We start from the raw sequence: 24,819 nt of genomic DNA, 5'->3' as shown, positions 1-24,819 counted from the left end.
TAAGTGTGGTTTAAAAAATCTAAAGAGAGCATTGGCTCCCTTTAGAATGTAACTATTCATTATTTAAAATAACGTATCGTGTAGTTTTCTGACAATATTATCTGCATCTTTGCCATCCACTAATAAACATAAGTTATGGGTACTCGCACCATGACTTATCATTCTAATATTATAATCCTCTAAAGTGCCAAAAATCTGGCTTCCTAAGCCATTTACTTGCGATAGTGAATTACCAATGATAGCGACCAATGCCAGATCTTCTTCTACTTCCACGCGACATAATGCGGATAATTCTGTTAATAAAGCATTAGTTAACAGACTGCCTGATGAGCTAGTGGTACCTGTGGTATCCAATGTTAAAGCAATACTGACTTCTGATGTGGTTATCACATCAACCGAAATATGGTGGCGTGATAAAATGGTAAATATTTCTGCCAAAAAACCACGGGCATGAAGCATTTTCAAACTATGCAGGGTAAGTAGTGTCTGGTTTCTACGTAGTGCAATGGCACGAAACACAGGAGGATTATCAGTTTGTGCACAAACCAATGTACCACCTTCTTCTGGTGCTTTGCTTGAGCCGACAAACACAGGAATGCCACTACGCACTGCAGGTAATAACGTTGCGGGATGGAGAATTTTAGCACCAAAGGTTGCCATTTCAGCCGCTTCATCAAAGGCAATATGATCAATGCGATGTGCTTGTGGGACTATTCTTGGATCAGTGCTATAAATACCAGGTACATCAGTCCAAATATCGACACGTGACATCCCTAATGCTTCACCAATCAGTGCCGCAGTATAATCACTTCCGCCACGTCCTAAGGTGGTGGTTTTTCCTTTAGGCTCTTGTCCGATAAAACCTTGGGTAACAATCACGGTTTCTGTTAAGCGGGGCTGAATTAAACTTTGTGTTAACTCAGTTAATTGCGCCATATCTGGCTCAGCATGACAAAACAGATCGTTGGTTTTCATTACTTTTCTGACATCAAACCAATCTGCACTTATTCCTTTTTCACGTAACAGTTCAACAAACAATAACGTTGACATCAATTCACCGTGGCTGACTAACTCATCGGTTAACGCATCAGAAGTTGCCAAGGCTGCCGCTTCTGACAGCATTTCAATATTGTCCAATAAGCGGTTTATTTCTTGAGAAATAATTTCTGCTTGTGATAGTTGATTGATGATGGCGTATTCAATATCACGAACTTGAGCCAATAAAGCGGCTCGTTGTGTTGCGTCAACACCTGTCGCAAGTTCGATAAGTAAATTGGTGATCCCCGCTGAAGCAGAAAGAACCACCACACGGACTGATTTCTGTTTTAAGATAATATCTGCACACTTTTCCATCGCCGCAAAATTTGCCACGCTAGTGCCACCAAATTTGGCGATAGTAAAAGGTGATGAAGGTGTTGCAGTATTATCTTTCATTGTTGTATTCCTTTAGTCCCAGTGAGATGTTAAACACAGTTAGGAATATCGGTTATTGCCAAAAGAGTCAATCAAGAGTGAAGGATAATCAATTTAATTAATAATCACTCAAAGATTATCGGTTTTGCCTATGTAAGTAATTAATACTAGATTTGTTGAATGGTTTTGACGAATATCATCAAATAAGAAAGAATTGACCGTAACTATTAAATGACAGGCTACAATCTGAGAGTATCGGATTGTAATCTTAAGAGAGTATTGTGAATGAAAAATGTAAACCCAACTCATACCTTAGCTTGGAAGGCATTAGAAGACCATTTTGCCGTGATGAAAGATACAGAAATGAAAACACTGTTCTCTCAAGATCCATCACGCTTTAACACCTTTTCAAGAACGTTTTCAGACCAAATTCTAGTCGATTTTTCAAAAAACCGTATCACCCAAGAAACATTAGATAAATTACAGGCTCTGGCTAAAGAGTGTGATGTTGCTGGTGCGATAAAGAGCATGTTTAGCGGTGAAAAAATCAACTGTACGGAAGATCGTGCGGTACTCCACACCGCATTACGCAACCGTAGCAATACACCGGTTATGGTCGATGGCAAAGATGTGATGCCAGAAGTCAATGCTGTATTGCATAAAATGAAAGTATTTAGTGAGCGTGTGATTAGTGGTGAATGGAAAGGTTACACAGGTAAAGCGATTACTGATGTGGTCAATATCGGTATTGGTGGTTCTGATTTAGGCCCGTATATGGTGACAGAAGCACTGCGCCCTTATAAAAACCACTTGACCATGCATTTTGTTTCTAATGTTGATGGTACACATATTGCAGAAACCTTGAAAAAATGCGATCCAGAAACAACGCTATTCTTGATTGCTTCAAAAACCTTTACCACACAAGAAACCATGACTAATGCACACTCTGCAAGAGATTGGTTCTTATCTGCGGCTAAAGAGAGTGCTTTTGTCGCGAAACACTTTGTTGCGTTATCAACTAATAGTGCTGAAGTAGAAAAATTTGGTATTGATACCGCAAATATGTTTGAGTTTTGGGATTGGGTTGGTGGCCGCTACTCATTATGGTCAGCAATTGGTTTATCCATTGTATTATCTATTGGTTATGACAACTTTGAGCAGTTACTGTCTGGTGCTCATGCTATGGATAATCACTTTAGAACCACTGAAGCTGAAAATAATATTCCGATGATATTGGCGCTTATTGGCATTTGGTATAACAATTTTTTTGGTACCGAAACTGAAGCGATTCTGCCATACGATCAATATATGCACCGTTTTGCTGCTTACTTCCAACAAGGTAATATGGAATCCAATGGTAAATATATCGACCGTGATGGAAACAAAGTCAGTTACCAAACCGGACCTATTATTTGGGGAGAGCCGGGGACTAATGGCCAGCATGCGTTTTATCAATTAATTCATCAAGGAACCAAACTGATCCCTTGTGATTTTATTGCACCAGCGATCAGCCATAATCCATTATCTGATCATCATGCAAAACTAATGTCGAACTTCTTTGCACAAACCGAAGCATTAGCATTTGGTAAAACTCGTGAGCAAGTCGATGCAGAGTTTGCCTCAGCAGGAAAAGATCCTGCAACCATGGGGTATGTGGCACCATTTAAAGTGTTTGAAGGGAATCGTCCCACCAACTCCATTCTTTTAAAAGAGATCACTCCCTATTCATTAGGCGCGTTAATTGCGATGTATGAACATAAAATCTTTGTACAAGGTGTAATTTTCAATATCTTCACCTTTGACCAATGGGGCGTTGAGTTGGGCAAACAATTAGCTAATCGCATATTGCCAGAGTTAAAAGGTAAGGAAAGTGTTAACAGTCATGATAGTTCAACAAATAATTTAATTAATCGTTACAAAGCATGGCGTTAAGAGAATAAATTAAGTGTGATTAAGCGCTTATAACCAAGGAGGTTGATGGTGACCTCCTTTGTTTTTTCTCAATTTGAGTGAATTCTGATTATCTTTTAACGTTTTTTTAGATTATTTATACGAAATGTTATCAGCTTTTAACTTCCTATCGCTACATCATGATATCCTTAGTGCATAATGATTTATAAAGTTAGGATCATCATAGTTGTGATGATGAAAGAATGTTTAAAAAATCCATAATTACTCACGCACCTATTCACTGGTTATCAGATGAAGAGCGTGAAGAAGTCGCAGAAAATACCTTAAGTTGGCTGCTGGAATTAGGTTCAATGACACGACGTTTTGAGCAACATTGCCATCAAGTGACGGTAATGCCATATCAAGAAGGTTTTATTGAATATATCGAGCCTGCTGATGAACAAAAGTGTTTACCTTATAGCCGACGCTATTGGCTAAGAGAAATCGTCCTTTGTGGGGATAATGTACCTTGGTTATTAGGGCGAACATTAGTGCCGGAAGAGACATTAACGGGTGAAGATCGCCAATTAGTGAATTTGCGTACGGTGCCATTAGGACGTTATCTGTTCCAGGAAACAACCTTAAGTCGTGATTTTATTCATATTGGGCAACAAAATGGACATTGGTTACGTCGTTCCCGTTTCCAGCTTTCAGATAAACCTTTATTATTAACTGAGGTGTTTTTGCCTGCATCACCTGTATATAAGCAGTAGTTAGGGGGAGCTAAAATTGGAGGGAAGTATGACGCACAATAAATGGCAGGCGTATAGCCGTTTAATGCGTATAGATAAGCCTATTGGAGCGCTATTATTACTTTGGCCAACGTATTGGGCATTATGGATCGCCGCTAAAGGCTTTCCTGACTGGCATATCCTGATTGTATTTACTCTAGGTGTGTTTTCCATGCGTGCCGCTGGGTGTGTAATAAATGACTTTGCTGACAGAAAAATTGATGGCAACGTTGAAAGAACTAAAAATAGACCATTACCTAGTGGTGCTGTAACGGAGAAAGAGAGCAAGATTATCTTTATTGTCTTGGTGCTGTTTTCGTTTGGATTAGTGCTTACGTTAAATACCATGACCATTTGGTTATCTATTGCCGCACTTGCACTCGCATGGTTTTATCCTTTTGTAAAACGTTTTAGTAATTTGCCTCAATTAATTTTAGGTATGGCCTTTGGTTGGTCTATCCCTATGGGATTTGCTGCAGTTTCTGAAACACTACCTTTAGTATGTTGGTTACTCTTTTTGGTCAATATTATCTGGTCTGTTGTGTATGACACTCAATATGCCATGGTCGATCGCAATGATGATTTAAAAATAGGGGTGAAATCGACAGCCATTCTGTTTGGTCGTTACGATAAAATCATTATTGGTATTTTACAGTTAGTGATGTTGGCATTATTAGTGGCGATTGGCGTTTTGCTGAATATGAAAGGGATCTATTATTGGTCATTGTTACTCGTGACAGCCCTGTTTATTTATCAACAGAAATTAATTGCTGAACGGGAAAGAGCCCCTTGTTTTCAAGCGTTTATGAATAATAATTATGTCGGTTTTGTTTTATTCGCAGGTATTTTATTTAATTATTTCTAATAAATATATTACCAGCACTAGCTGAGCACTGAAGTTGCATAAAAATAAAAGGGATAAGCCAATTGCTTATCCCTTTTCTATTACTGATTATAGCGCGATTTGCTATTAAGCAACTACTTATCCATGTTGGATTCAGGGTTTTCCTCAATCGCTTGTGCTGAATTGTTATCTTCAGTAACGCCTACACTCTCAATGGTTAAACGAATTTCTGGTGACATTAATTTCGCAATAACTTGGTAAAGTGCAGAGGCATCTGCTTTGAGGATATCTTCATTATCTTTGAGATAACCTTCTTCACGCAGTGTAGAAACTAAAGTGGAGAAAACCGCTTTATCAAAGAACTCAGGTGCGTTAATACCATGCAATACAGAAAGTCGTTGCGCCAAAATGCGGCTTTCTCTTTCTAATAGTGCACGGCTAATTTCAGGAGCAAAATTGAGTAGAGAGAGCGTAATACCATAACGCTGTAGCGTTTCTCTAACACTTGCTGCTAAAAGCTGTAATGGGCGAATACGTGCTGGATTGATCCGTAATATGCCATCATCAGCACAGCAAATTAGACGTTGGCGACAAAGCTCACTAATCAGTGTATTAACCACATCAGGTAACTCCTCTTTTTCATAGCGAATAAACAACTCAGCTTTGATAAGAGGGAAAATTAATTCTACCTGTTTCATTAAGTCATCACGGTGTATACGCTCGTGATGCAAGACAATGCTCGCAATTAATGATGGTGTAACCATTAAGTGAATGGTGTTATTGCGATAATAAGTCATCAATACGGCACTTTCACGAGGCAATATAATAATATCACCAAGACTATCCTGCTCAACTTGGAATTTATCTGTTTGCAAGGCGTGTGCTAATAATGTTTCTGAGCTTTTATCGGGGACAACCATATCTGATGAGTAAGGCACATTACGCAGTAACTGTAGATAACAATCTATTTGCTCTAATAATTGTTCTTTAGTTAATGCTCGCTGACGGGACGCTAGCAACGCCGTAGAGACAAGGTTAATCGCATTAATCGAAGCGGCATTATTAATATTGACCATAATATTATCCGCTAACGCACTAACTGCAGGATTTAACCAGCTTGGACGTTGTGGCTCAATGGGATCAATATCATCGCGCCAGTCAGGCACTGCCTGATTAAGGTATTGTGATAGCGAAATAGGTTCACCAAAATTGACATAGCCTTGACCAAGGTTACGTAGTTTACGCAATCCTCTGATCATCTGCATAAAACCTTCTTTCTCTTTTGTCGCACCACGCAACTCTTTGGCATAAGTGGCAACTTCCATGACATGCTCATAGCCAATATAAATGGGAACGATGGAAATAGGGCGTGTCTCACCACGTAACATGGCTTGCACGGTCATTGACAGCGTCCCTGTTTTAGGATCTAACAGTCGACCTGTACGGGAGCGTCCACCTTCAACAAAATATTCAATAGAGTAGCCTCGAGAGAATAATTCACCTAAATATTCCCGGAAGATGGTTGAATAAAGTTTATTTCCTTTAAAGGTTCGACGAATAAAGAAAGCCCCTAAATGGCGGAAAATCGGTCCTGCTGGCCAGAAATTAAGGTTAATACCCGCAGCAATATGTGGGGGAACCAATCCTTGATGATAAAGTACATAGGAAAGCAATAAGTAGTCCATATGACTACGGTGACAAGGTACGTAGACAATTTCATGTCCATCTTGCGCAAGTTGGCGCACACGTTCTGCATTAAAAACGTTGATACCTTGATAGAGCTTATTCCATGTCCAGCTTAATACACGATCAGTCATTCGTACCGCTTCATAAGAGAAATTAGCGGCGATCTCTTCCATGATATCAGTGGCATTTTTACGTGCTTTATCAAGCGTAATTTTTTTCGCTTTTGCTTCATCTTCAATGGCTTTTTCAATGGCTTTGGATGCCAATAGTTTATTGAAGAGATCTTGGCGTGCAGGTAGTTTTGGGCCAACTGCTGCTAAACGCTGACGTGAAAAGTGAATACGTGCCACACGCGCAAGTTTTCGAGCAATGCTGGTATCGGTTCCATGTTCATTCGCCATTTGGCGCATGGATACGGTCGGCGAGAAACGGACAAAACTATCTCGACCTAGCCAGAGGATGGCAATAAATTTTTGGATCCCATTTAATAAGCGCAAATGGGGGACACCATTATGACCTTCTCGACCCGGTGAGCGACCGAACATCACTGAAGCAGGTAACATTTCAATATCAAGATGCGGATTGTTACGATGAGCATCAAGATAAGCATGGAATGTTTTCACTGAATCTTTACGCGGATCGGGAGAGTAGTAACGGAATACTCTAGGACCATCGTCAATAAAGACGTAGGCTGGCAGTTTGGTTCCGTTAATTTCTATGGGTTGCAGAGGATCTGGCAAGCCAAGAGATAAACATTGCTGACGTAATGTCAGTAAGTCTGCTTTAGAGTGATAAGGCAGAACATAAAGGAAAGATCGCGACGTATCTAAGCCTAACTCAGTGATAGGATCAGTCGGAACTCGTTTACTTTTTACCAACAATTTCAGTGGTAAATTCAATGTGTTATAATATAGTTTACGCCAAGCTGACATAAATAGTTGTAGCCTCTTATTAGCAATACTTCGAAAGCATAACAGAAAGTCTTTCGTAGATCTGTGGTGCTGTGACAATATTAATAGAGAAAAGTGGCAAAATAATCGTTTGTTTTCGATAGAGTTTATTATGGCTAATCAAAATAAAGGTCTTACCCGAATCATTAAAGCTGGTGGCTATTCATATCAGGGCTTACGCGCCGCTTGGATCAATGAAGCCGCTTTTAGACAAGAAGCTATTGTGACCTTAATAGCAATTATCCTTGCATTTTTTATCGATGTCAGTGTTCTAGAGCGCATTTTATTGATTGGTTCAGTCGTCCTTGTCGTTATTTTAGAACTGGTCAATAGTGCTATAGAAGCTGTCGTCGATCGCATTGGTACAGAACGTCATGAATTATCAGGACGAGCAAAGGATATGGGATCAGCTGCCGTTCTCGTCGCTATTATATTGGGATTATTTACTTGGGGAACCATTCTTTGGCATCATTTTTTTGCATAAAGTAAAAAAAATCGACAATTGTCGAAAAATAATGCAAAGATGCGTGTTTTATATGCATTTGTAGTTCCCAATCGGCATATACCTGTATATACTCACAGTCTGACTGTATAAACAAACAGGGGGCGGAATGAAAGCATTAACTGCAAGGCAGCAGCAGGTTTACGATTTGGTTCGTGATCACATTTCGCAAACGGGTATGCCACCAACACGGGCGGAAATCGCTTCCCAACTTGGTTTTCGCTCACCTAATGCGGCAGAAGAGCATTTAAAAGCACTTGCTCGCAAAGGCGTGATAGAAATTGTCTCTGGTGCATCTAGAGGTATCCGTTTGCTACTTGAAGAAGAGCCTGAAGGCTTACCATTAATTGGACGAGTTGCAGCCGGTGAACCACTTTTAGCGCAAGAGCATATCGAAAGCCATTATCAAGTTGATCCTATGCTTTTTAAACCGAGCGCAGATTTTTTACTGCGTGTTAATGGTATGTCGATGAAAGATATCGGTATTATGGATGGCGATCTACTTGCTGTGCATAAAACACAAGATGTCCATAATGGCCAAGTGATTGTCGCACGTATTGAAGATGAAGTAACTGTAAAACGATTTAAGAAAGTCGGTAGTAAGATAGAACTGCACGCAGAAAATCCAGAGTTTTCACCTATTATCGTTGATTTACGTGAGCAGAGCTTTACTGTGGAAGGATTAGCAGTAGGGGTTATCCGTAACGGCGAATGGCTGTAATTTGTATCTAATTCATTCAATACAAATTATTGTACCAGATGCGCCGAAACCTCGTCCTCCAGTTTATCAGGGCGGGGAGAACGTCAAAAAGATGCAGATGATGTGTAAAAACATAAAATCATCTGCATTTTCTCTTTTTAATTTATACAAAAAAACATATGTTCCGCTGACTTTTATCTTTTATCTGCTTAACGAGGCTTATAGTCACCGGTTTTTTTCTGCTTAAGATTATCATCCATACTATGATCATGGTGACAACCTTCCGGATGTGTACAGGCTTGGGCTTCATGGCACTGAGCGCACAGCCCATGAATTTCAATCACACTATGGCGTAAATGAAAGCCATTATCTTTAGCGAGCGTACTGATCGCCCCTTCAATTTTATGACTACTTTTTTCTGTGACTGATAAGCAACGATCACAAATTAACATCACCGATGTATGCTCAACATCATCAAAATGATGACAAAGCACATAGCTATTGGTGGATTCTATTTTGTGAATAAAACCTTGTTCAAGTAGAAATTCCAATCCACGATATACGGTAGGTGGTTTAGCTTGAGGCTCTACTTGGCGTAATAAATCTAATAAATCATAAGCGCTGATTGCGGTAGGTTGTTGCATGATCAGACGCAATACTGCCAGACGTTGTGAAGTCAGGCGAACACCTCGTTTCTGGCAGATCTTTTCTGCCTGAGCGAGCAATTTCTCTTCATTCATAGGATAGGATGCTCTCAGACGTGATTAATTACGATGATCTTACCATATTTTTTTTGAGCAAACCTTTGTGGAAAGTGGGATTTTGAGAAAATAACGCTATAAATTGTCATTATCAGTAAATCAAATCTAACCATGGTGGAAGGGGCTAATATTTATTCACAAGACTTACCTTAACGCCAATGATGAACGAGTAATAGTCAATGGGGAGTAGACAAGGTGTGACAATATGATTGGCAAATACGGGGTAAGCATGAAACAAAGAAAAGCCCGTTAATGGTATAACAGGCTTTAGCGTTTGATGTTATATGACTTAGAAGATAAGGTGAGTTCTTAAGTAACCGTCAGAACGGAATATCGTCATCAAAGTCCATTGGTGGTTCATTACTTGGCGCTGGTGCCGCTGCGGGTTGTTGTGCTGGGCGAGATGGTGCGCCACCACTAAACTGTTGTGATGCTTGTGGTTGCTGAGGTTGACCCCAACCGCCTTGGCCTTGTGAAGGTGCATTATCTTGACCACCACGGCCACCTAACATCTGCATTGTGCCACCGATATTCACCACAACTTCAGTGCTGTAGCGATCTTGACCACTTTGATCTTGCCATTTACGTGTTTGTAATTGACCTTCAATATAAACTTGTGAACCTTTACGCAGATACTCGCCAGCAATTTCTGCTAGTTTGCCGAAAATGACCACACGGTGCCATTCGGTTTTCTCTTTCATTTCACCGGTTTGTTTGTCGCGCCAGCTTTCTGAAGTTGCTAGTGTCAGATTTGCCACTGCACCACCACTTGGCATATAACGGATTTCTGGATCCTGCCCTAAATTACCGATAAGAATAACTTTGTTAACGCCTCTGCTCGCCATGTGAGGTACTCCTGCGAAAGTAAATTTTTTGAAATCATAAGCGATGAAGTTTATCACGTAAGCTAAAATTTGAATATGATGAGTAATGAATTTCTCCATTGAGAACAGGATCGACATTTTATTGTCTTAATATGGCAAATTTTCATAATCATTCAGTTTCAATATATATACTGTATATCCATTCAGCTAGTTTTGTGTCATAATTATCCGATTCTTTCTTTTTCGGCGACTCACTTAATCCGGGATATATTCATGGATAAAATCGAAGTACGGGGCGCTCGCACCCATAACCTAAAAAATATCAATTTGGTCATTCCCCGCGATAAACTTATTGTTATTACGGGACTTTCTGGCTCAGGTAAATCCTCTTTAGCCTTTGATACGCTTTATGCGGAAGGCCAACGGCGTTACGTTGAATCGCTTTCAGCTTATGCTCGTCAGTTCCTTTCCTTAATGGAAAAGCCTGATGTTGATCATATTGAAGGGTTATCGCCCGCTATTTCGATTGAGCAGAAATCGACATCACATAACCCGCGCTCAACGGTCGGCACCATTACCGAGATCCACGATTACCTACGTCTATTATTTGCACGTGTAGGTGAACCGCGCTGTCCTGATCACGATATCCCTTTAGCGGCTCAAACGGTAAGCCAAATGGTGGATAATGTTTTAGCGCAACCTGAAGGTAAACGCTTAATGTTATTGGCGCCAATCGTAAAAGAGCGCAAAGGTGAGCATGTAAAATTACTCAATAATCTTGCCGCACAAGGCTATATTCGTGCTCGTATCGATGGTGAAGTGTGTGATTTATCAGATCCCCCTACCTTGGAGTTACAGAAAAAGCACACCATTGAAGTGGTCATTGATCGCTTTAAAGTTCGTGACGATCTGGCTCAACGTTTAGCGGAATCTTTTGAAACCGCATTAGAGCTTTCTGGCGGTACTGCTGTTATCTCTGATATGGACGATAGCAGTGCTGAAGATATCGTTTTTTCTGCAAACTTTGCCTGTCCTATTTGTGGTTATAGCATGAGTGAACTAGAGCCACGGTTATTCTCTTTTAATAACCCCGCAGGTGCGTGTCCTACTTGTGATGGTTTAGGGGTTCAACAATTTTTCGATCCTGATTTGGTGATCCAGAATCGAGAAATCTCTCTGGCCGGTGGTGCGATTAAAGGGTGGGATCGGCGTAATTTTTACTATTTCCAAATGTTGCGCTCATTAGGCGAGCACTATCATTTTGATGTTGAAGCCCCCTTTGACTCATTACCCGACAAGATCCAGAAAGTGATTTTATCCGGTTCAGGTAAAGAAAATATTGAATTTAAATACACCAATGATCGAGGGGATGTTGTGGTTCGCCATCATCCTTTTGAAGGGGTATTAAATAATATGGAGCGCCGTTATCGTGAAACAGAATCGAGTGCGGTGCGTGAAGAGTTAGCTAAATATATTAGCAATCGTCCTTGTGCCTCTTGTGGTGGTACTCGCTTACGTCGCGAAGCTCGCCATGTGTATGTTGAAAATACCACGTTACCTGAAATTGCCGATTACAGTATTGGTCATGCGATGAGCTTTTTCCAAAATCTAAAACTCAGTGGTCAGCGAGCGAAGATTGCCGAAAAAGTATTAAAAGAGATTGGTGACAGATTAAAATTCTTGGTCAATGTGGGATTAAATTACCTCACTCTTTCTCGTTCAGCGGAGACATTATCAGGCGGCGAAGCGCAGCGTATTCGCCTAGCAAGCCAAATTGGTGCTGGATTAGTTGGGGTAATGTATGTACTTGATGAGCCTTCAATTGGTTTGCATCAACGCGATAACGATCGCCTACTGGAAACGTTGATCCACTTGCGTGATTTAGGTAACACGGTGATCGTCGTTGAGCATGATGAAGACGCTATCCGTGCCGCTGATCATATCATTGATATTGGGCCGGGTGCTGGCGTTCATGGTGGTGAGATAGTCGCTCAGGGTACACTGGAAGATATTGTTAATAATCCCAGCTCATTAACCGGTAAATTCTTAAGTGGCGAACGCCGTATTGCTATCCCTGAAAAGCGTGTTCCTGTTGATCGCGAAAAAATGCTCACTATTTTAGGGGCGAAAGGTAATAACCTAAAAAACGTTAATTTAAAAATACCTGTTGGTTTATTTACTTGTATTACCGGTGTATCTGGCTCGGGTAAATCAACCTTAATTAATGATACGTTATTCCCCATTGCTCAACGTCAATTAAATGGCGCCACTAATAGCGTGCCAGCACCTTATTTAGACGTTGAGGGATTAGAGCACTTCGATAAAGTGATTGATATTAACCAAAGTCCTATCGGTCGTACTCCACGTTCCAACCCTGCGACTTATACCGGAGTATTTACCCCGATCCGTGAACTTTTTGCTGGTGTACCAGAATCACGAACTCGCGGTTATACGCCGGGGCGCTTTAGTTTTAACGTGAAGGGGGGGCGTTGCGAAGCTTGCCAAGGCGATGGTGTATTAAAAGTTGAAATGCACTTTTTACCTGATGTGTATGTGCCTTGTGATCAGTGTAAAGGGCAACGTTATAATCGTGAAACCCTTGAGATTAAATATAAAGGGAAAAATATTCATGAAGCGCTAGATATGACAATCGAAGAAGCAAGAGAGTTTTTTGATGCGGTGCCTGCATTAGCGCGTAAGCTACAAACATTGATTGATGTGGGACTCTCTTATATTCGTTTAGGACAATCTGCCACTACGTTATCGGGTGGTGAAGCACAACGGGTTAAATTAGCCAAAGAGTTGTCAAAACGGGGTACAGGCCAAACCCTCTATATTTTGGATGAACCGACCACGGGTTTGCACTTTGCCGATATTGAGTTACTTCTTGATGTGCTCCATCAGTTGCGTGATCAGGGTAATACAATTGTGGTGATTGAGCATAACCTCGATGTGATCAAAACCGCTGACTGGATCGTTGATTTAGGGCCTGAAGGGGGCAGTGGAGGTGGTCAGATCTTGATATCCGGTACGCCAGAGCAAGTTGCTGACTTTGAAGGCTCCCACACGGCAAGGTTTTTGAAACCAATTTTAGAGCGCGGTTATTAATAGCACACGGTTTACGCACTTCTTGTCTAAACGCTACAAATTTTGTTTGTAGCGTTTTTCTTTATAAAAAGGAATTTGATATTTTATTAGAGAAATTAATTCTATTAGATAAAACTATTCTTTTTTCGTCAGTCACGCTGATAGCCGCTTTTTATATAATTAACACTCTTTTTATAAAAAAAAGAATAAATAGTTAATTCTGCTGTTTTATTACATTATTTTAACTAAATACGAGATAACAAAGCTAAATAGAAAGGATTATCATAGTATATCGTGATGCATAGCACAGTTTATTCATGGATTTGTTTCATTTGTTATACTTGACTATTATTGTATAACAATAGTGATATTTTGTTATATTTCAAAGCGTTATGTAAATCAAAAGGTTGCCGTAGGGGGAAGGTTATTATTTACTGTTCCCTTTGAACAGATAATCCTACTTTTCTCCTTGTGAGAGAATTATTTCCCAAAACGTTTTCAGCTATCACGATTTATAACAACTTTTTTCTCCGCAATATTTCCTATCATTTATCCATAATAAAAATACCTGCAAAAAGTAAGGCTATTAGGTCATCGCAAAGTTAGATAGTTCTTTTTACCCCCAAAATTCGTTTTGCTATTAACAATTACAATATAAAAAGTGAGTACTAATATGGAAACGGCTTCCTCAAAAACAGAGACAACAAGCTATCCCGCAACTAGTGCTGGCGCTCGCCGAGCAGGTATGACAGAAGAACAATGGCGTGCAGCAATTAAATTTGACGGCAATGATGTGGGCTGGGTTATCATGAGTATCGGTATGGCTATCGGTGCAGGGATTGTTTTTTTACCTGTACAGGTTGGCTTAATGGGATTGTGGGTTTTCTTACTTTCCTCCGTGATTGGTTACCCCGCAATGTACCTTTTCCAACGCCTATTTATTAATACGTTGGCTGAATCTCCTGAGTGTAAAGACTACCCAAGCGTTATCACCGGTTATCTCGGTAAAAACTGGGGTATTTTATTAGGTGCACTCTATTTTGTGATGTTAGTGATTTGGATGTTTGTCTATTCCACAGCTATCACGAATGACAGTGCTTCTTATCTACAAACTTTTGGTGTGACTGACGGTTTATTATCAGAAAATCCGTTCTATGGTCTGATTTTAATCTGTGCGTTAGTGGCTATTTCTTCTCGTGGTGAACAATTACTGTTTAAGCTATCAAGCTTTATGGTAATGACAAAACTACTGGTTGTTGCGGCATTAGGTCTTTCAATGATTGGTATGTGGCATCTGTATAATGTTGGCGCATTACCACCTGCCGGACGTTTAATTAAAGAAGCCATTATCACACTACCTTTTACATTAACTTCTATTTTGTTTATCCAAACATTAAGCCCAATGGTTATCTCTTATCGTAGTCGTAACCAAAATCGTGAAGTAGCGCGTCATAAAGCATTACGTGCAATGAATATCGCTTTCGGTGTGTTGTTCTGTACGGTGTTTTTCTATGCGATCTCCTTCACATTAGCAATGGGACATGATGAAGCAGTAAAAGCTTATGAGCAAAATATCTCTGCATTAGCGATTGCGGCAAAATTCTTCCCTGGTGGTTGGGTAACCGTAGTGAGTGTGATGCTGAATATTTTCGCAGTAATGACCGCATTCTTTGGTGTCTATCTCGGTTTCCGTGAAGCAACACAAGGGATTGTGATGAATATTCTGCAGCGCATGATGCCTGTTGAAAAAATCAATGAAAAATGGGTACAAAACGGCATTATGATCTTTGCTGTGCTGTTAGCTTGGGGCGCCATTATTCTCAATGCACCAGTACTGAGCTTTACCTCAATTTGTAGTCCTATCTTTGGTATGGTCGGTTGTCTTATCCCTGCATACCTAGTGTACAAAGTACCGATGTTACATAAATACAAAGGCGCATCACTTTATCTGATTATCTTTACGGGTCTGCTACTTTGTGTTTCTCCGTTCTTGGCATTCTCATAGTCGTCAACTGCGGTTCGAGTTAGCTGTTATTAAAAACGATATTAATCCAAGGTGTTAGATTATGAGCCAGAACAATAATTCTCATTTATGGTCGCAGTTTATTCGTCAATTACGTGAAGGTGTTAAGCCAGCAGTAGGTTGCACTGAGCCGATTTCATTGGCATTAGCTGCGGCAAAAGCAACCGCATTATTAGCTGAGCCTGTTGTTGGTATTGAAGCGTGGGTTTCGCCTAATTTAATGAAAAACGGAATGGGCGTAACAGTACCAGGAACGGGAATGGCGGGATTACCCATCGCGGCTGCATTAGGGGCGACAGGAGGTAATCCAGATGCTGGCCTTGAAGTATTACTTACAGCATCACCACAATCTATCGCTCAGGCTAAGACATTGGTTGCTGAAGGAAAAGTGACGGTTGGCGTGAAAACGCCATGTAGTGATGTACTCTACTCCGAAGCAAAAGTATATGGTCAGTCAGGTTATGCCATTGTCAGTATTGCTAAAGAGCATACCCATGTTGTGCGCTGTGAGTGTAATGGCAAAGTTGTTTTTGAGGATGATAAAACGAGTTTGACTCATGCCGGGGATAGCGTAGAAGAAAAGCCTTTTGCGGCGGTTTGTGCTGAAGATATTTATCGCTTTGCACTCAATGTACCTATAGATCAAGTCGCCTTTATGCTTGATGCGGCTTATCTAAATGGTGCTTTATCAGAAGAAGGGCTAAAAAATAGTTATGGATTGGCGATAGGGCGGACGCTGGTTTCACAGCAAGAGAATGGCTTATTAGGTAAGGATTTACTGAGTGAAATCATGATAAGAACGTCTGCCGCTTCAGATGCACGTATGGGGGGCGCTGTATTACCTGCTATGAGTAACTCAGGCTCCGGTAATCAAGGTATTGCTGCGACATTGCCGGTAATGGTAGTTGCTGAATTTATTCAAGCAGATGACGAAACTTTATTACGGGCATTAGTTTTATCGCACTTAATGGCGATTTATGTTCATAGCCATTTCCCACCTCTGTCAGCATTGTGTGCGGCAACCACTGCATCAATGGGGGCGGCTGCGGGTATGGCATGGCTACTGACTAAGGACTTCACCACTGTAAGTATGTCAATCAACAGTATGATTGGTGATATTAGTGGCATTATCTGTGATGGCGCCTCGAATAGCTGTGCAATGAAAGTATCAAGTAGTGCGGCGAGTGCGTATAAAGCCGTTTTGATGGCGATGCAAAATCAAAGTGTAGCGGGTACTGACGGGATTGTCAGTGATGATGTTGATAGTTCAATTGCGAATCTCTGCGCATTAGCCAGTCGTGCAATGCAACATACAGATATTCAAATTATTGAGATCATGGAAGAAAAAGCACGCCGTAATGCCGGGGAAAAGCAGCAAGCTGTCAATGCATAAAAGGCAAAGACCTAAAAAGACAGTGAAAAATGTTGTAATGCAGTAAAGAAAATACCTGCTTATGAAAATAGGCAGGTATTTTTTTAAGCTAATATCAGCAACGAATTGTTGGTTATATTAATTAACTGACGGCTGCAAAGGCTTGTGCAATGCGCTGCACATTATTGTTATTGACACCCGCCATACAAACACGACCTGTACCAATCAGGTAAATACCAAACTCTTCACGTAATCTATCTACTTGCTCTGGTGAAAAGCCGGTATAACTGAACATACCGCGTTGTGTTAATAAATGATCAAAGTTTTTCTCAGGTAATGCTTCTTTTAAGGCATTAACTAAAGTTACACGCATCTCTTTGATGCGGTCACGCATATGAGCCACTTCTTTTTGCCATTGTGCGGTTAATACATGATCTGATAAAACTTGATTAACCAGTTGTGCGCCATAGTTAGCAGGACTTGAATAGATACGACGTGCGCCCGCTTTTAATTGCCCTAATACATGCTCACACTCTTTCGCGTTATCACATACAATCGATAAGCCACCCGCCCGTTCCCCATAAATCCCGAAGATTTTAGAGAATGAGTTACTGACTAATACAGGTAACCCTGCTTTTGCCATAGCGCGAACCGCATAAGCATCATCATCTAAACTTTCAGCAAATCCCTGATAAGCAATATCAAGGAAAGGGATTGCTTGACGCGCTTTGAGGATCTCAATGACCTGATCCCATTGTGCTTTGGTGAGATCGGATCCTGTTGGATTATGGCAACATGGATGCATCAGTACGATGCTTTTTTCAGGAAGTTTTTTAAAGCAATCGATTAATGCATCGAATTTGACTCCTTTGGTTTCGGGATCAAAATAAGGATAATAATTTACTTTAAAACCGGAGCCCGCAAAAATAGACGCATGATTGTCCCAAGTGGGATCACTGATCCAAACTTCAGAGCTTGGAAAATAGCGATGTAGAAAATCTGCGCCGACTTTTAGCGCTCCGGAGCCACCTAATGTTTGTATGGTAGCAATCTTTTTGTCTGCAATAAGCGGGTTATCAGCACCAAAAAGGAGAGTCTGTACTTCGTGGCGATAAGGGGCGAGTCCTTCCATTGGCAAATACAGTGTTGCGGTAGGTGTCATCGCATTAAGCTGCTGACGCGCCACAGACACAGTGCCTAGAATGGGGGTTTTGCCTTCTTCATCATAATAAAGACCAATACTTAGGTTAATTTTATCTTGACGTGGATCTTTATTATAGACATCCATTAATGAGAGAATCGGATCTCCCGCAAACGCTTCAACCTGTTGAAACACGGCTTTTATTCTCCAATCACTTTTTGTGTGCCAGATAGATACAATATCTTGTGTGCTATTGTTCGTCTAGGTATTCCATAATGACGCGCGAAGTTAATTTGGTAATTAATTCGTACGCGCTAATACCACTATATTTGGCAATTTCTTCTACGGGTAGCACATCCCCCCATAAAATAGCTTCATCACCGACACGATCAATTAGCTCAGATCCCAAATCGACGCTGATCATATCCATGGAAACGCGTCCAACAATCGGCACTTTTCGACCGTTGATCCAAACAGGAGTACCAGAAGGTGCACTACGTGGGTAACCATCACCATAACCGATAGCAATAACACCCAGATAAGTATCTTTTTCACTTACCCATGTGCCACCATAACCAACGGGTTCACCTGCTTTATGTTTACGAACCGCAATAAGGCTCGTTTTTAGTGTCATTGCCGGGGTTAAACCAAAGTCTTTACCTGTTCTGTTATCACCCGTAGGTGAGATACCGTATGTGATGATCCCAGGGCGAACCCATTGATAATGGACTTGTGGCCAAAATAAAATTCCCGCAGAAGCAGCGATAGATTTATCACCCGCTTTATCTTGGATAAAGGCTTGAAATAGCTGAATTTGATTTTGTGTGACTTCAGGAATATCAGGCTCATCCGCGCGACTAAAATGACTGACCAAATTGACGGGTTGTTGGACATTTTTACAAGCACAAAGTCGTTGATAAAAAGCCTCAGCGTCTTCAGGACGGACGCCTAAACGATGCATTCCAGTATCGAGCTTCATCCAGACTTTTACGGGTTCTTCTAAATCGGCATTTTCTAACGCTTCGAGTTGCTCTTCACTATGAACAACAGTCTCAATATGGTTAACCACCAAAATGGGTAAATCAACAGCATCAAAGAAGCCTTCAAGTAGTAGGATGGGTTTCACAATCCCCCCACTACGTAATGTTAAAGCTTCACCGATACGTGCTACGCCAAAACAATCAGCATCATCCATTAAAGTATATGCTGTTTCTAATAACCCATGACCATAAGCGTTTGCTTTCACGACAGCTATCAGGTGGCTATGTGGTGCATAGTCTCTCACATGCTGAAAATTGTGACGCAGAGCGCGGCGATCTATTACTGCGGTTGCCGCTTTCATGTTATTTCTCTATTTCCTTTTATTCCGTCAAGGTGGATGGTTATTCGTCGTCGTAAGCAGGGCCTGCGTAGTTATCAAAGCGAGACCATTGACCATTAAAGGTCAATCTTACCGTACCGATAGGGCCATTACGCTGTTTACCAATGATAATTTCTGCCACCCCTTTTAGGTCGCTATTTTCGTGATAAACTTCGTCACGATAGATAAACATAATTAAGTCGGCATCTTGCTCAATAGAGCCCGATTCACGTAAGTCAGAGTTAACTGGGCGCTTATCAGCACGTTGTTCCAAACTACGGTTTAACTGTGACAGAGCGACAACAGGAACCTGTAATTCTTTAGCTAATGCTTTCAAAGAGCGTGAAATTTCAGCAATTTCTAAAGTTCGGTTCTCAGATAATGAAGGTACTCTCATTAACTGCAAGTAGTCAATCATGATTAGGCTTAAACCGCCATGTTCACGATAAATTCTTCGGGCACGAGAGCGCACCTCGGTGGGGGTTAAACCAGAGGAATCATCAATATACATATTACGTTTTTCAAGCAAAATACCCATGGTACTTGAAATACGCGCCCAATCTTCATCGTCAAGTTGCCCAGTACGAATACGGGTTTGATCCACGCGAGACAATGAAGCGAGCATACGCATCATGATTTGGTTACCTGGCATCTCTAAGCTAAAGATAAGTACAGGTTTTTCTTCCGTCATTGCCGCATTTTCGCATAAGTTCATCGCGAAGGTGGTTTTGCCCATAGAAGGACGTGCTGCGACAATAATTAAATCTGATTTTTGCAGTCCGGCAGTTTTTTTATCCAGATCTTGATAGCCACTGGATACCCCCGTCACACCATCATGAGGTTTTTGGTAGAGTTGCTCTATTTTTTCAACGGTTTCTTCTAAAATGGCATCAATTGCTTTTGGCCCTTCATCTTTATTGGCGCGGGTTTCGGCAATTTGAAAGACGCGAGATTCAGCAAAATCGAGTAGATCTTCGCTGGTGCGTCCTTGGGGATCAAATCCAGCATCAGCAATTTCATTGGCGACTTTGATCATATCGCGAACGACAGCACGCTCACGAACAATGTCGGCATAAGCGTTAATATTGGCTGCACTTGGCGTATTTTTGGATAGTTCTGCTAAATAAGCAAAGCCTCCAACGCTTTCTAATTCTGCGTTTTGTTCTAGTGCTTCTGATAAGGTTATCAGATCAATAGGTTTACCCAGCTCAAGTAAACGCTGCATTTGCGTAAAAATAGTGCGATGAGGTCGGCTATAAAAATCATCGGCAGTGACACGTTCGGAGACATTATCCCAACGCTCGTTATCTATCATTAGACCGCCTAACACCGATTGTTCGGCTTCTAGCGAATGGGGGGGAAGTTTCAACCCTTCCATTTGGCGATCTTTTATCTCAGACATTAGCTTGTCAGTGGTCTTGTTTCTGGCCATAAATCCTGCACAAAGTCGAAAAAATATCAATCAGCGCATTAGTATACGCTAACCCAATAATCTGTGCCTTGTAGAAATAACGATCATTTGTCATTATCTCTACAGGTCGTTACAACGCTGGTTTATATAATCCTAGGTCAATCATCAATCTTATAAAGGAGATTACGATGGCTAAACGCATTCAGTTTGCAGCTCATGGTAATGCCGATGTACTCGAGCTAACTTCATTTACCCCCGCCCCTCTAGGCGATAACGAAGTACAGGTTGCCAATAAAGCCATTGGCATTAATTATATTGATACTTATGTGCGTAGCGGATTATATCCAGTAGAGCATTTCCCAAGTGGCTTAGGAACTGAAGCTGCCGGTGTTGTGATTAAAACAGGCGCTCATGTTACTTCACTTAAAGAAGGGGATAGAGTTGTATATGCACAATCTCCATTAGGCGCCTACAGCGATACGCATAATGTACCAGAAAATAAAGTAGCCCGCCTGCCTGATAATATCTCTTTTGAACAAGCCGCCGCCTCTTTTTTGAAAGGATTAACGGTTTATTATCTATTCAATGAAACATACAAATTACGTGCAGGGGAAACCTTTTTATTCCATGCAGCGGCTGGTGGCGTAGGGCTAATTGCCAGCCAATGGGCGAAAGCGATTGGCGCTAAAATGATTGGTACCGCAGGCAGTGATGAGAAAGTGGCTAAAGCTAAGGTCGCAGGTGCATGGAAAGTGATTAACTATCAAACTGAATCTATTGTTGAACGTGTCCTTGCGCTCACCAATAACCAAAAAGTACCCGTTGTGTATGATTCTGTTGGCAAAGCAACTTGGTTGGATTCGTTGCACTGTTTGCAACGCCGAGGCTTAATGGTCAGTTTTGGTAACGCTTCTGGTGCGGTAACAGGGGTTGATTTAGGTATTCTTAATAAATTGGGTTCACTTTATGTTACTCGTCCTTCTATTTCCGGCTACATTACGACGCGCGAAGAGTTAGATGCAGCAAGTGAAGCACTATTTACGTTAATTGGTCGTGGTAAAATTGATGTCAGTGTGCCAGATAATCAGAAATTTGCATTAGCTGATGCTAAAGCCGCACACCGTTATCTTGAAAGTCGTCAATCTCAAGGTTCAAGTCTATTGATCCCATAGTTTTTAAAGGTTACAAGTATAAAAAATCCATCTTTATTAACTGATTAACTAAATAGTTGATTAAGCAATTTGAGTAAGATGGATTTTTATCACGGATTAAAAAGGACTATTTTTCGGTCACAAACTTGAGCGCATTCTCTAGCACGGTTAAATCAGCACCTTGTTTGTGGGCATTTTCACTTAAATGACGACGCCATTGTCTTGCCCCAGGAATACCTTGGAAAATTCCCAACATATGGCGGGTGATATGGCCTAAATAAGTGCCTTGTGAGAGCTCTTTTTCAATATAAGGATACATGGCTTTTACGGCAGCGACGGCATTAGTAACAGGTAACTGATTATCAAAAAGCACGTGATCCACATGAGCCAATATTGATGGATTTTGATAAGCTTCGCGACCTACCATAACACCATCCATATATTTTAAGTGCTCCTGCGCCTCTTCTAGTGACTTAATTCCCCCATTAATTGCCATAGTGAGATGCGAGAAATCACGTTTTAATTGATAAACACGAGGATAATCTAAAGGGGGTACTTCGCGGTTTTCTTTGGGGCTTAATCCCGATAACCAAGCTTTGCGAGCATGAATAATAAAGGTATCGCAGTTATTATCACGGCTGACGGTATCAATAAAATCACATAGAAATTGATAGCTATCTTGGTTGTCGATGCCAATACGTGTTTTTACCGTCACAGGAATATCGACCACATCACGCATAGCTTTCACGCAATCTGCAACGAGTTGTGCTTCACCCATTAAACAAGCACCAAAGCGTCCATTTTGTACCCGATCAGAAGGGCAACCTACATTTAAATTAATTTCATCATAGCCACGCTCTTGTGCCAATTTTGCACATTGCGCTAACGCTTGTGGATCACTGCCGCCAAGCTGTAATGAGATCGGGTGCTCTTCGTTGCTATATTTTAAATAATCACCTTTGCCATGAATAATGGCACCTGTTGTGACCATTTCAGTATACAGCAAAGTATTTTTGGTAAGCTGGCGAAAGAAATAACGGCAATGGCGATCAGTCCAATCGAGCATAGGTGCAACAGAGAAGCGATTCAAATTATCTGTTCTTTTATTATCATTAATAGGGTGATTTTCTGTTGTTTTATTGCGTTCTGTATTTTCTGACATGCTGTAATTCTTTCGTCGATTTAGATGGCGACTACCCTGATGAACATAAAGGTAGAAATAAAGGAGTAGTATAACATAGCAAGTTGTTAAGTATGATACAGCCAGAAAGATAAGTATTAAAGATTAAAGTAGATGCATTTTGGTCAAGTTATTGCTACTTGCTACGCCATTTGCTTGATGGAGGAATGTGTTTAGTTCGATATGAGAGGGGTGACTAATACACAGTATATTATCTTAATAATTAAATTTATCTCAATGCTATTAAAAATGAAAATAGCCAATGCTCAAAAATCTACGTTATAAAACAAAAGTAAAAATAAAAAATAGAAAAGGAGCATTGGTTATGAATATTGAAAGGAAAATACTAGTCAAACTAAAAAATATACATTCACTTGATCAAAATAAAAAACTATTACGCTCTGGTTACCATAATCAATATAATACATTTTTATCTAATATTTCTTTTGTTCCAGTATTATCATCATCACAATTACCACCTAAAAATCATCTTTCTCTTACATCAAATCATTTAAATGATTACTATTATTTAAATTTACCCAATGATAACACATATACATTAGATGAAATTATTAAAATATTAAAACAACATCCTGATATAGAATATGTGCAAAAAATTCCAAAATTACCTGTACAGCCACCTAATATTACGCCGGATTTAACTCGCCATCAGCATTATTTAAAAAACCCAAAAATAAAATCAAATGAAATAAACGGGTTAGGTATTATAGACGCTTGGAATAAAAATGCTTATGGACAAGGTATACAGGTGGCCGATATTGAGTGGGATTTTGATTTATCACATCCCGATTTGTTAGCTAATAATATCACGCCACTTTTTCCTTTAACTGAAAAAACCGATCAAGCCGACCATGGTACGGCAGTGGCGGGGTTAATTATGGGGAAAAAAGACGGTAAAGGTATTACTGGGCTTGCTTATAAATTAGATATGTTTTATGCCATATCAGAATTAAGCAGTGGTCGTATTGAAGCAATTATTGCCAGTAAACAGAAATTACACGCGGGTGATATTGTTTTATATGAGATGCAGACAGTTTGTGAACATCATGCTTATGTTCCTGCTGATTATGAAATGCATATCTGGGAGGCAACTCGTACATTAACAGAAGCGGGGATTATTGTGATCATGGCTGCCGGCAATGGGGGGGTTGATCTCGATTTACCTTTTTATGATAGCTATCGTCAACGTAGCGATAACCACTCTATACGTGTCGGTGCGGGCTCGCCTTATACGCTAAATCGTTTACCTTTCTCAACGCATGGCTCCCCCATTCATGTGCAAGCATGGGGAGAAGATGTGACCACTGCCGGATATGGTGATCTTTTTCATGGTGACGGGAATAACAAATATACGGCTAATTTTAGTGGAACATCATCAGCCTGTGCATTAGTCGCGGGGGCGGCTGCGGTTATTCAATCTTGGTATAAAGATAAAACCAACACGGTGTTAACGCCAATAGAGATGCGAGAGCTACTGATTAAAACAGGAACTTATCCATCATTAAATGAAAAGATAGGCCCTTTGCCTAATGTAAATAATGCCATCTTACATTTAAAAAATTTAATCCAATATAATTAATAGAAAGGATACCTTCTATGGCTTAAGACTATGGAAGGTATTTTTAGTATTTATCTTGCTGAAAATAATCTTTTTTAAGTCTGTTTTAGACTTGAAAATACCGCGATAGAATGATTTGTGATAAAAAATTTAT

18 protein-coding genes are annotated in these 24,819 nt (G+C 40.5%); 10 read left to right on the top strand and 8 right to left on the bottom strand.

Features of this window, described 5'->3' with window-relative positions:
• Nucleotides 1-63 precede the first annotated feature (63 nt).
• Nucleotides 64-1,434, bottom strand: coding sequence for a lysine-sensitive aspartokinase 3 (gene lysC, locus AACU95_RS12515; RefSeq protein WP_012368493.1), 1,371 nt, complete (start codon nt 1,432-1,434; stop codon nt 64-66).
• A gap of 264 nt (nt 1,435-1,698) precedes the next feature.
• Here lysC and pgi point away from each other — a divergent pair, with 264 nt between their 5' ends.
• The 3 genes from pgi (at nt 1,699) to ubiA (ending at nt 4,959) form a co-directional block, all read left to right on the top strand.
• On the top strand, nt 1,699-3,345 hold the full coding sequence (pgi, locus tag AACU95_RS12510; protein ID WP_004250104.1) for a glucose-6-phosphate isomerase: 1,647 nt from the start codon (nt 1,699-1,701) through the stop codon (nt 3,343-3,345).
• 221 nt (nt 3,346-3,566) lie between these two features.
• Nucleotides 3,567-4,076 carry a chorismate lyase gene (gene ubiC, locus AACU95_RS12505; protein ID WP_004245914.1) on the top strand — a complete coding sequence of 170 codons (510 nt, stop codon included), beginning with the start codon at nt 3,567-3,569 and terminating at the stop codon, nt 4,074-4,076.
• Between the two features lie 28 nt (nt 4,077-4,104).
• Nucleotides 4,105-4,959, top strand: a complete 855-nt coding sequence (gene ubiA, locus AACU95_RS12500) for a 4-hydroxybenzoate octaprenyltransferase (protein WP_004250107.1) — start codon at nt 4,105-4,107, stop codon at nt 4,957-4,959.
• A gap of 113 nt (nt 4,960-5,072) precedes the next feature.
• Here ubiA and plsB read toward each other — a convergent pair whose 3' ends face one another.
• Complete coding sequence (gene plsB / locus AACU95_RS12495; protein ID WP_012368492.1) at nt 5,073-7,556, bottom strand: glycerol-3-phosphate 1-O-acyltransferase PlsB; 2,484 nt, start codon at nt 7,554-7,556, stop codon at nt 5,073-5,075.
• Nucleotides 7,557-7,686: 130 nt separating this feature from the next.
• Between plsB and AACU95_RS12490 the strand changes: the two genes are divergently transcribed.
• Both AACU95_RS12490 and lexA read left to right on the top strand, forming a co-directional pair.
• Nucleotides 7,687-8,058 (top strand): diacylglycerol kinase, encoded by a 372-nt coding sequence (locus AACU95_RS12490; protein ID WP_004245908.1) that lies wholly within the window; start codon nt 7,687-7,689, stop codon nt 8,056-8,058.
• Nucleotides 8,059-8,185: 127 nt separating this feature from the next.
• A complete protein-coding gene (lexA, locus tag AACU95_RS12485) occupies nt 8,186-8,797 on the top strand; it encodes a transcriptional repressor LexA (RefSeq protein ID WP_004245906.1) in 612 nt (203 codons plus the stop codon).
• Nucleotides 8,798-8,985: 188 nt separating this feature from the next.
• On the opposite strand, the gene zur is transcribed toward lexA, so the two are convergent.
• Nucleotides 8,986-9,516 carry a zinc uptake transcriptional repressor Zur gene (zur, locus tag AACU95_RS12480; protein WP_141192148.1) on the bottom strand — a complete coding sequence of 177 codons (531 nt, stop codon included), beginning with the start codon at nt 9,514-9,516 and terminating at the stop codon, nt 8,986-8,988.
• Nucleotides 9,517-9,857: 341 nt separating this feature from the next.
• Nucleotides 9,858-10,382, bottom strand: a complete 525-nt coding sequence (gene ssb1, locus AACU95_RS12475; protein WP_004249162.1) for a single-stranded DNA-binding protein SSB1 — start codon at nt 10,380-10,382, stop codon at nt 9,858-9,860.
• 252 nt (nt 10,383-10,634) lie between these two features.
• Between ssb1 and uvrA the strand changes: the two genes are divergently transcribed.
• The 3 genes from uvrA to AACU95_RS12460 all read left to right on the top strand — a co-directional run bounded on the left by uvrA (nt 10,635) and on the right by AACU95_RS12460 (nt 16,864).
• Entirely contained in the window at nt 10,635-13,469 is a 2,835-nt protein-coding gene (uvrA, locus tag AACU95_RS12470; RefSeq protein ID WP_074561658.1) for an excinuclease ABC subunit UvrA, read from the top strand.
• Nucleotides 13,470-14,121: 652 nt separating this feature from the next.
• Nucleotides 14,122-15,453: an amino acid permease gene (locus AACU95_RS12465; RefSeq protein ID WP_020946334.1), complete on the top strand. Its 1,332-nt coding sequence runs from the start codon at nt 14,122-14,124 to the stop codon at nt 15,451-15,453.
• A 61-nt stretch (nt 15,454-15,514) separates the two neighbouring features.
• Nucleotides 15,515-16,864, top strand: coding sequence for an L-cysteine desulfidase family protein (locus tag AACU95_RS12460; RefSeq protein ID WP_141192196.1), 1,350 nt, complete (start codon nt 15,515-15,517; stop codon nt 16,862-16,864).
• Between the two features lie 121 nt (nt 16,865-16,985).
• On the opposite strand, the gene AACU95_RS12455 is transcribed toward AACU95_RS12460, so the two are convergent.
• From AACU95_RS12455 to dnaB, 3 genes are read right to left on the bottom strand one after another with little or no spacing between them, the layout of a single operon-like run.
• Nucleotides 16,986-18,179, bottom strand: a complete 1,194-nt coding sequence (locus tag AACU95_RS12455; protein ID WP_012368490.1) for an amino acid aminotransferase — start codon at nt 18,177-18,179, stop codon at nt 16,986-16,988.
• A gap of 55 nt (nt 18,180-18,234) precedes the next feature.
• A complete protein-coding gene (gene alr, locus AACU95_RS12450; protein WP_124725548.1) occupies nt 18,235-19,326 on the bottom strand; it encodes an alanine racemase in 1,092 nt (363 codons plus the stop codon).
• Nucleotides 19,327-19,366: 40 nt separating this feature from the next.
• Nucleotides 19,367-20,776, bottom strand: a complete 1,410-nt coding sequence (gene dnaB, locus AACU95_RS12445; protein WP_141192195.1) for a replicative DNA helicase — start codon at nt 20,774-20,776, stop codon at nt 19,367-19,369.
• Between the two features lie 167 nt (nt 20,777-20,943).
• Here dnaB and AACU95_RS12440 point away from each other — a divergent pair, with 167 nt between their 5' ends.
• The gene (locus AACU95_RS12440; RefSeq protein ID WP_141192194.1) at nt 20,944-21,927 is read left to right on the top strand and encodes a quinone oxidoreductase; all 984 of its coding nucleotides are present in this window, start codon (nt 20,944-20,946) and stop codon (nt 21,925-21,927) included.
• Nucleotides 21,928-22,033: 106 nt separating this feature from the next.
• On the opposite strand, the gene dusA is transcribed toward AACU95_RS12440, so the two are convergent.
• The gene (gene dusA, locus AACU95_RS12435) at nt 22,034-23,068 is read right to left on the bottom strand and encodes a tRNA dihydrouridine(20/20a) synthase DusA (RefSeq protein WP_004249169.1); all 1,035 of its coding nucleotides are present in this window, start codon (nt 23,066-23,068) and stop codon (nt 22,034-22,036) included.
• A 343-nt stretch (nt 23,069-23,411) separates the two neighbouring features.
• On the opposite strand from dusA, the gene AACU95_RS12430 reads away from it, so the two are divergent.
• Nucleotides 23,412-24,686 carry a S8 family peptidase gene (locus AACU95_RS12430; RefSeq protein ID WP_237612006.1) on the top strand — a complete coding sequence of 425 codons (1,275 nt, stop codon included), beginning with the start codon at nt 23,412-23,414 and terminating at the stop codon, nt 24,684-24,686.
• Nucleotides 24,687-24,819 lie beyond the last annotated feature (133 nt).

Origin of the sequence: Proteus sp. G4415, assembly GCF_963896075.1 — a bacterium.
Classification (GTDB): domain Bacteria; phylum Pseudomonadota; class Gammaproteobacteria; order Enterobacterales; family Enterobacteriaceae; genus Proteus; species Proteus mirabilis.
Note: the sequence above shows the minus strand (reverse complement) of the source record. Positions and strands in the feature narration are given on the sequence as shown.

Coding starts and splice junctions, on each gene's coding strand:
- dnaB (WP_141192195.1), bottom strand. CDS start 20,776: ATGGCCAGAAACAAGACCACTGACAAGCTAATGTCTGAGATAAAAGAT.
- ubiA (WP_004250107.1), top strand. CDS start 4,105: ATGACGCACAATAAATGGCAGGCGTATAGCCGTTTAATGCGTATAGAT.
- lexA (WP_004245906.1), top strand. CDS start 8,186: ATGAAAGCATTAACTGCAAGGCAGCAGCAGGTTTACGATTTGGTTCGT.
- alr (WP_124725548.1), bottom strand. CDS start 19,326: ATGAAAGCGGCAACCGCAGTAATAGATCGCCGCGCTCTGCGTCACAAT.
- dusA (WP_004249169.1), bottom strand. CDS start 23,068: ATGTCAGAAAATACAGAACGCAATAAAACAACAGAAAATCACCCTATT.
- AACU95_RS12440 (WP_141192194.1), top strand. CDS start 20,944: ATGGCTAAACGCATTCAGTTTGCAGCTCATGGTAATGCCGATGTACTC.
- ubiC (WP_004245914.1), top strand. CDS start 3,567: ATGTTTAAAAAATCCATAATTACTCACGCACCTATTCACTGGTTATCA.
- lysC (WP_012368493.1), bottom strand. CDS start 1,434: ATGAAAGATAATACTGCAACACCTTCATCACCTTTTACTATCGCCAAA.
- pgi (WP_004250104.1), top strand. CDS start 1,699: ATGAAAAATGTAAACCCAACTCATACCTTAGCTTGGAAGGCATTAGAA.
- zur (WP_141192148.1), bottom strand. CDS start 9,516: ATGAATGAAGAGAAATTGCTCGCTCAGGCAGAAAAGATCTGCCAGAAA.
- AACU95_RS12490 (WP_004245908.1), top strand. CDS start 7,687: ATGGCTAATCAAAATAAAGGTCTTACCCGAATCATTAAAGCTGGTGGC.
- plsB (WP_012368492.1), bottom strand. CDS start 7,556: ATGTCAGCTTGGCGTAAACTATATTATAACACATTGAATTTACCACTG.
- AACU95_RS12430 (WP_237612006.1), top strand. CDS start 23,412: ATGAATATTGAAAGGAAAATACTAGTCAAACTAAAAAATATACATTCA.
- AACU95_RS12465 (WP_020946334.1), top strand. CDS start 14,122: ATGGAAACGGCTTCCTCAAAAACAGAGACAACAAGCTATCCCGCAACT.
- uvrA (WP_074561658.1), top strand. CDS start 10,635: ATGGATAAAATCGAAGTACGGGGCGCTCGCACCCATAACCTAAAAAAT.
- AACU95_RS12460 (WP_141192196.1), top strand. CDS start 15,515: ATGAGCCAGAACAATAATTCTCATTTATGGTCGCAGTTTATTCGTCAA.
- ssb1 (WP_004249162.1), bottom strand. CDS start 10,382: ATGGCGAGCAGAGGCGTTAACAAAGTTATTCTTATCGGTAATTTAGGG.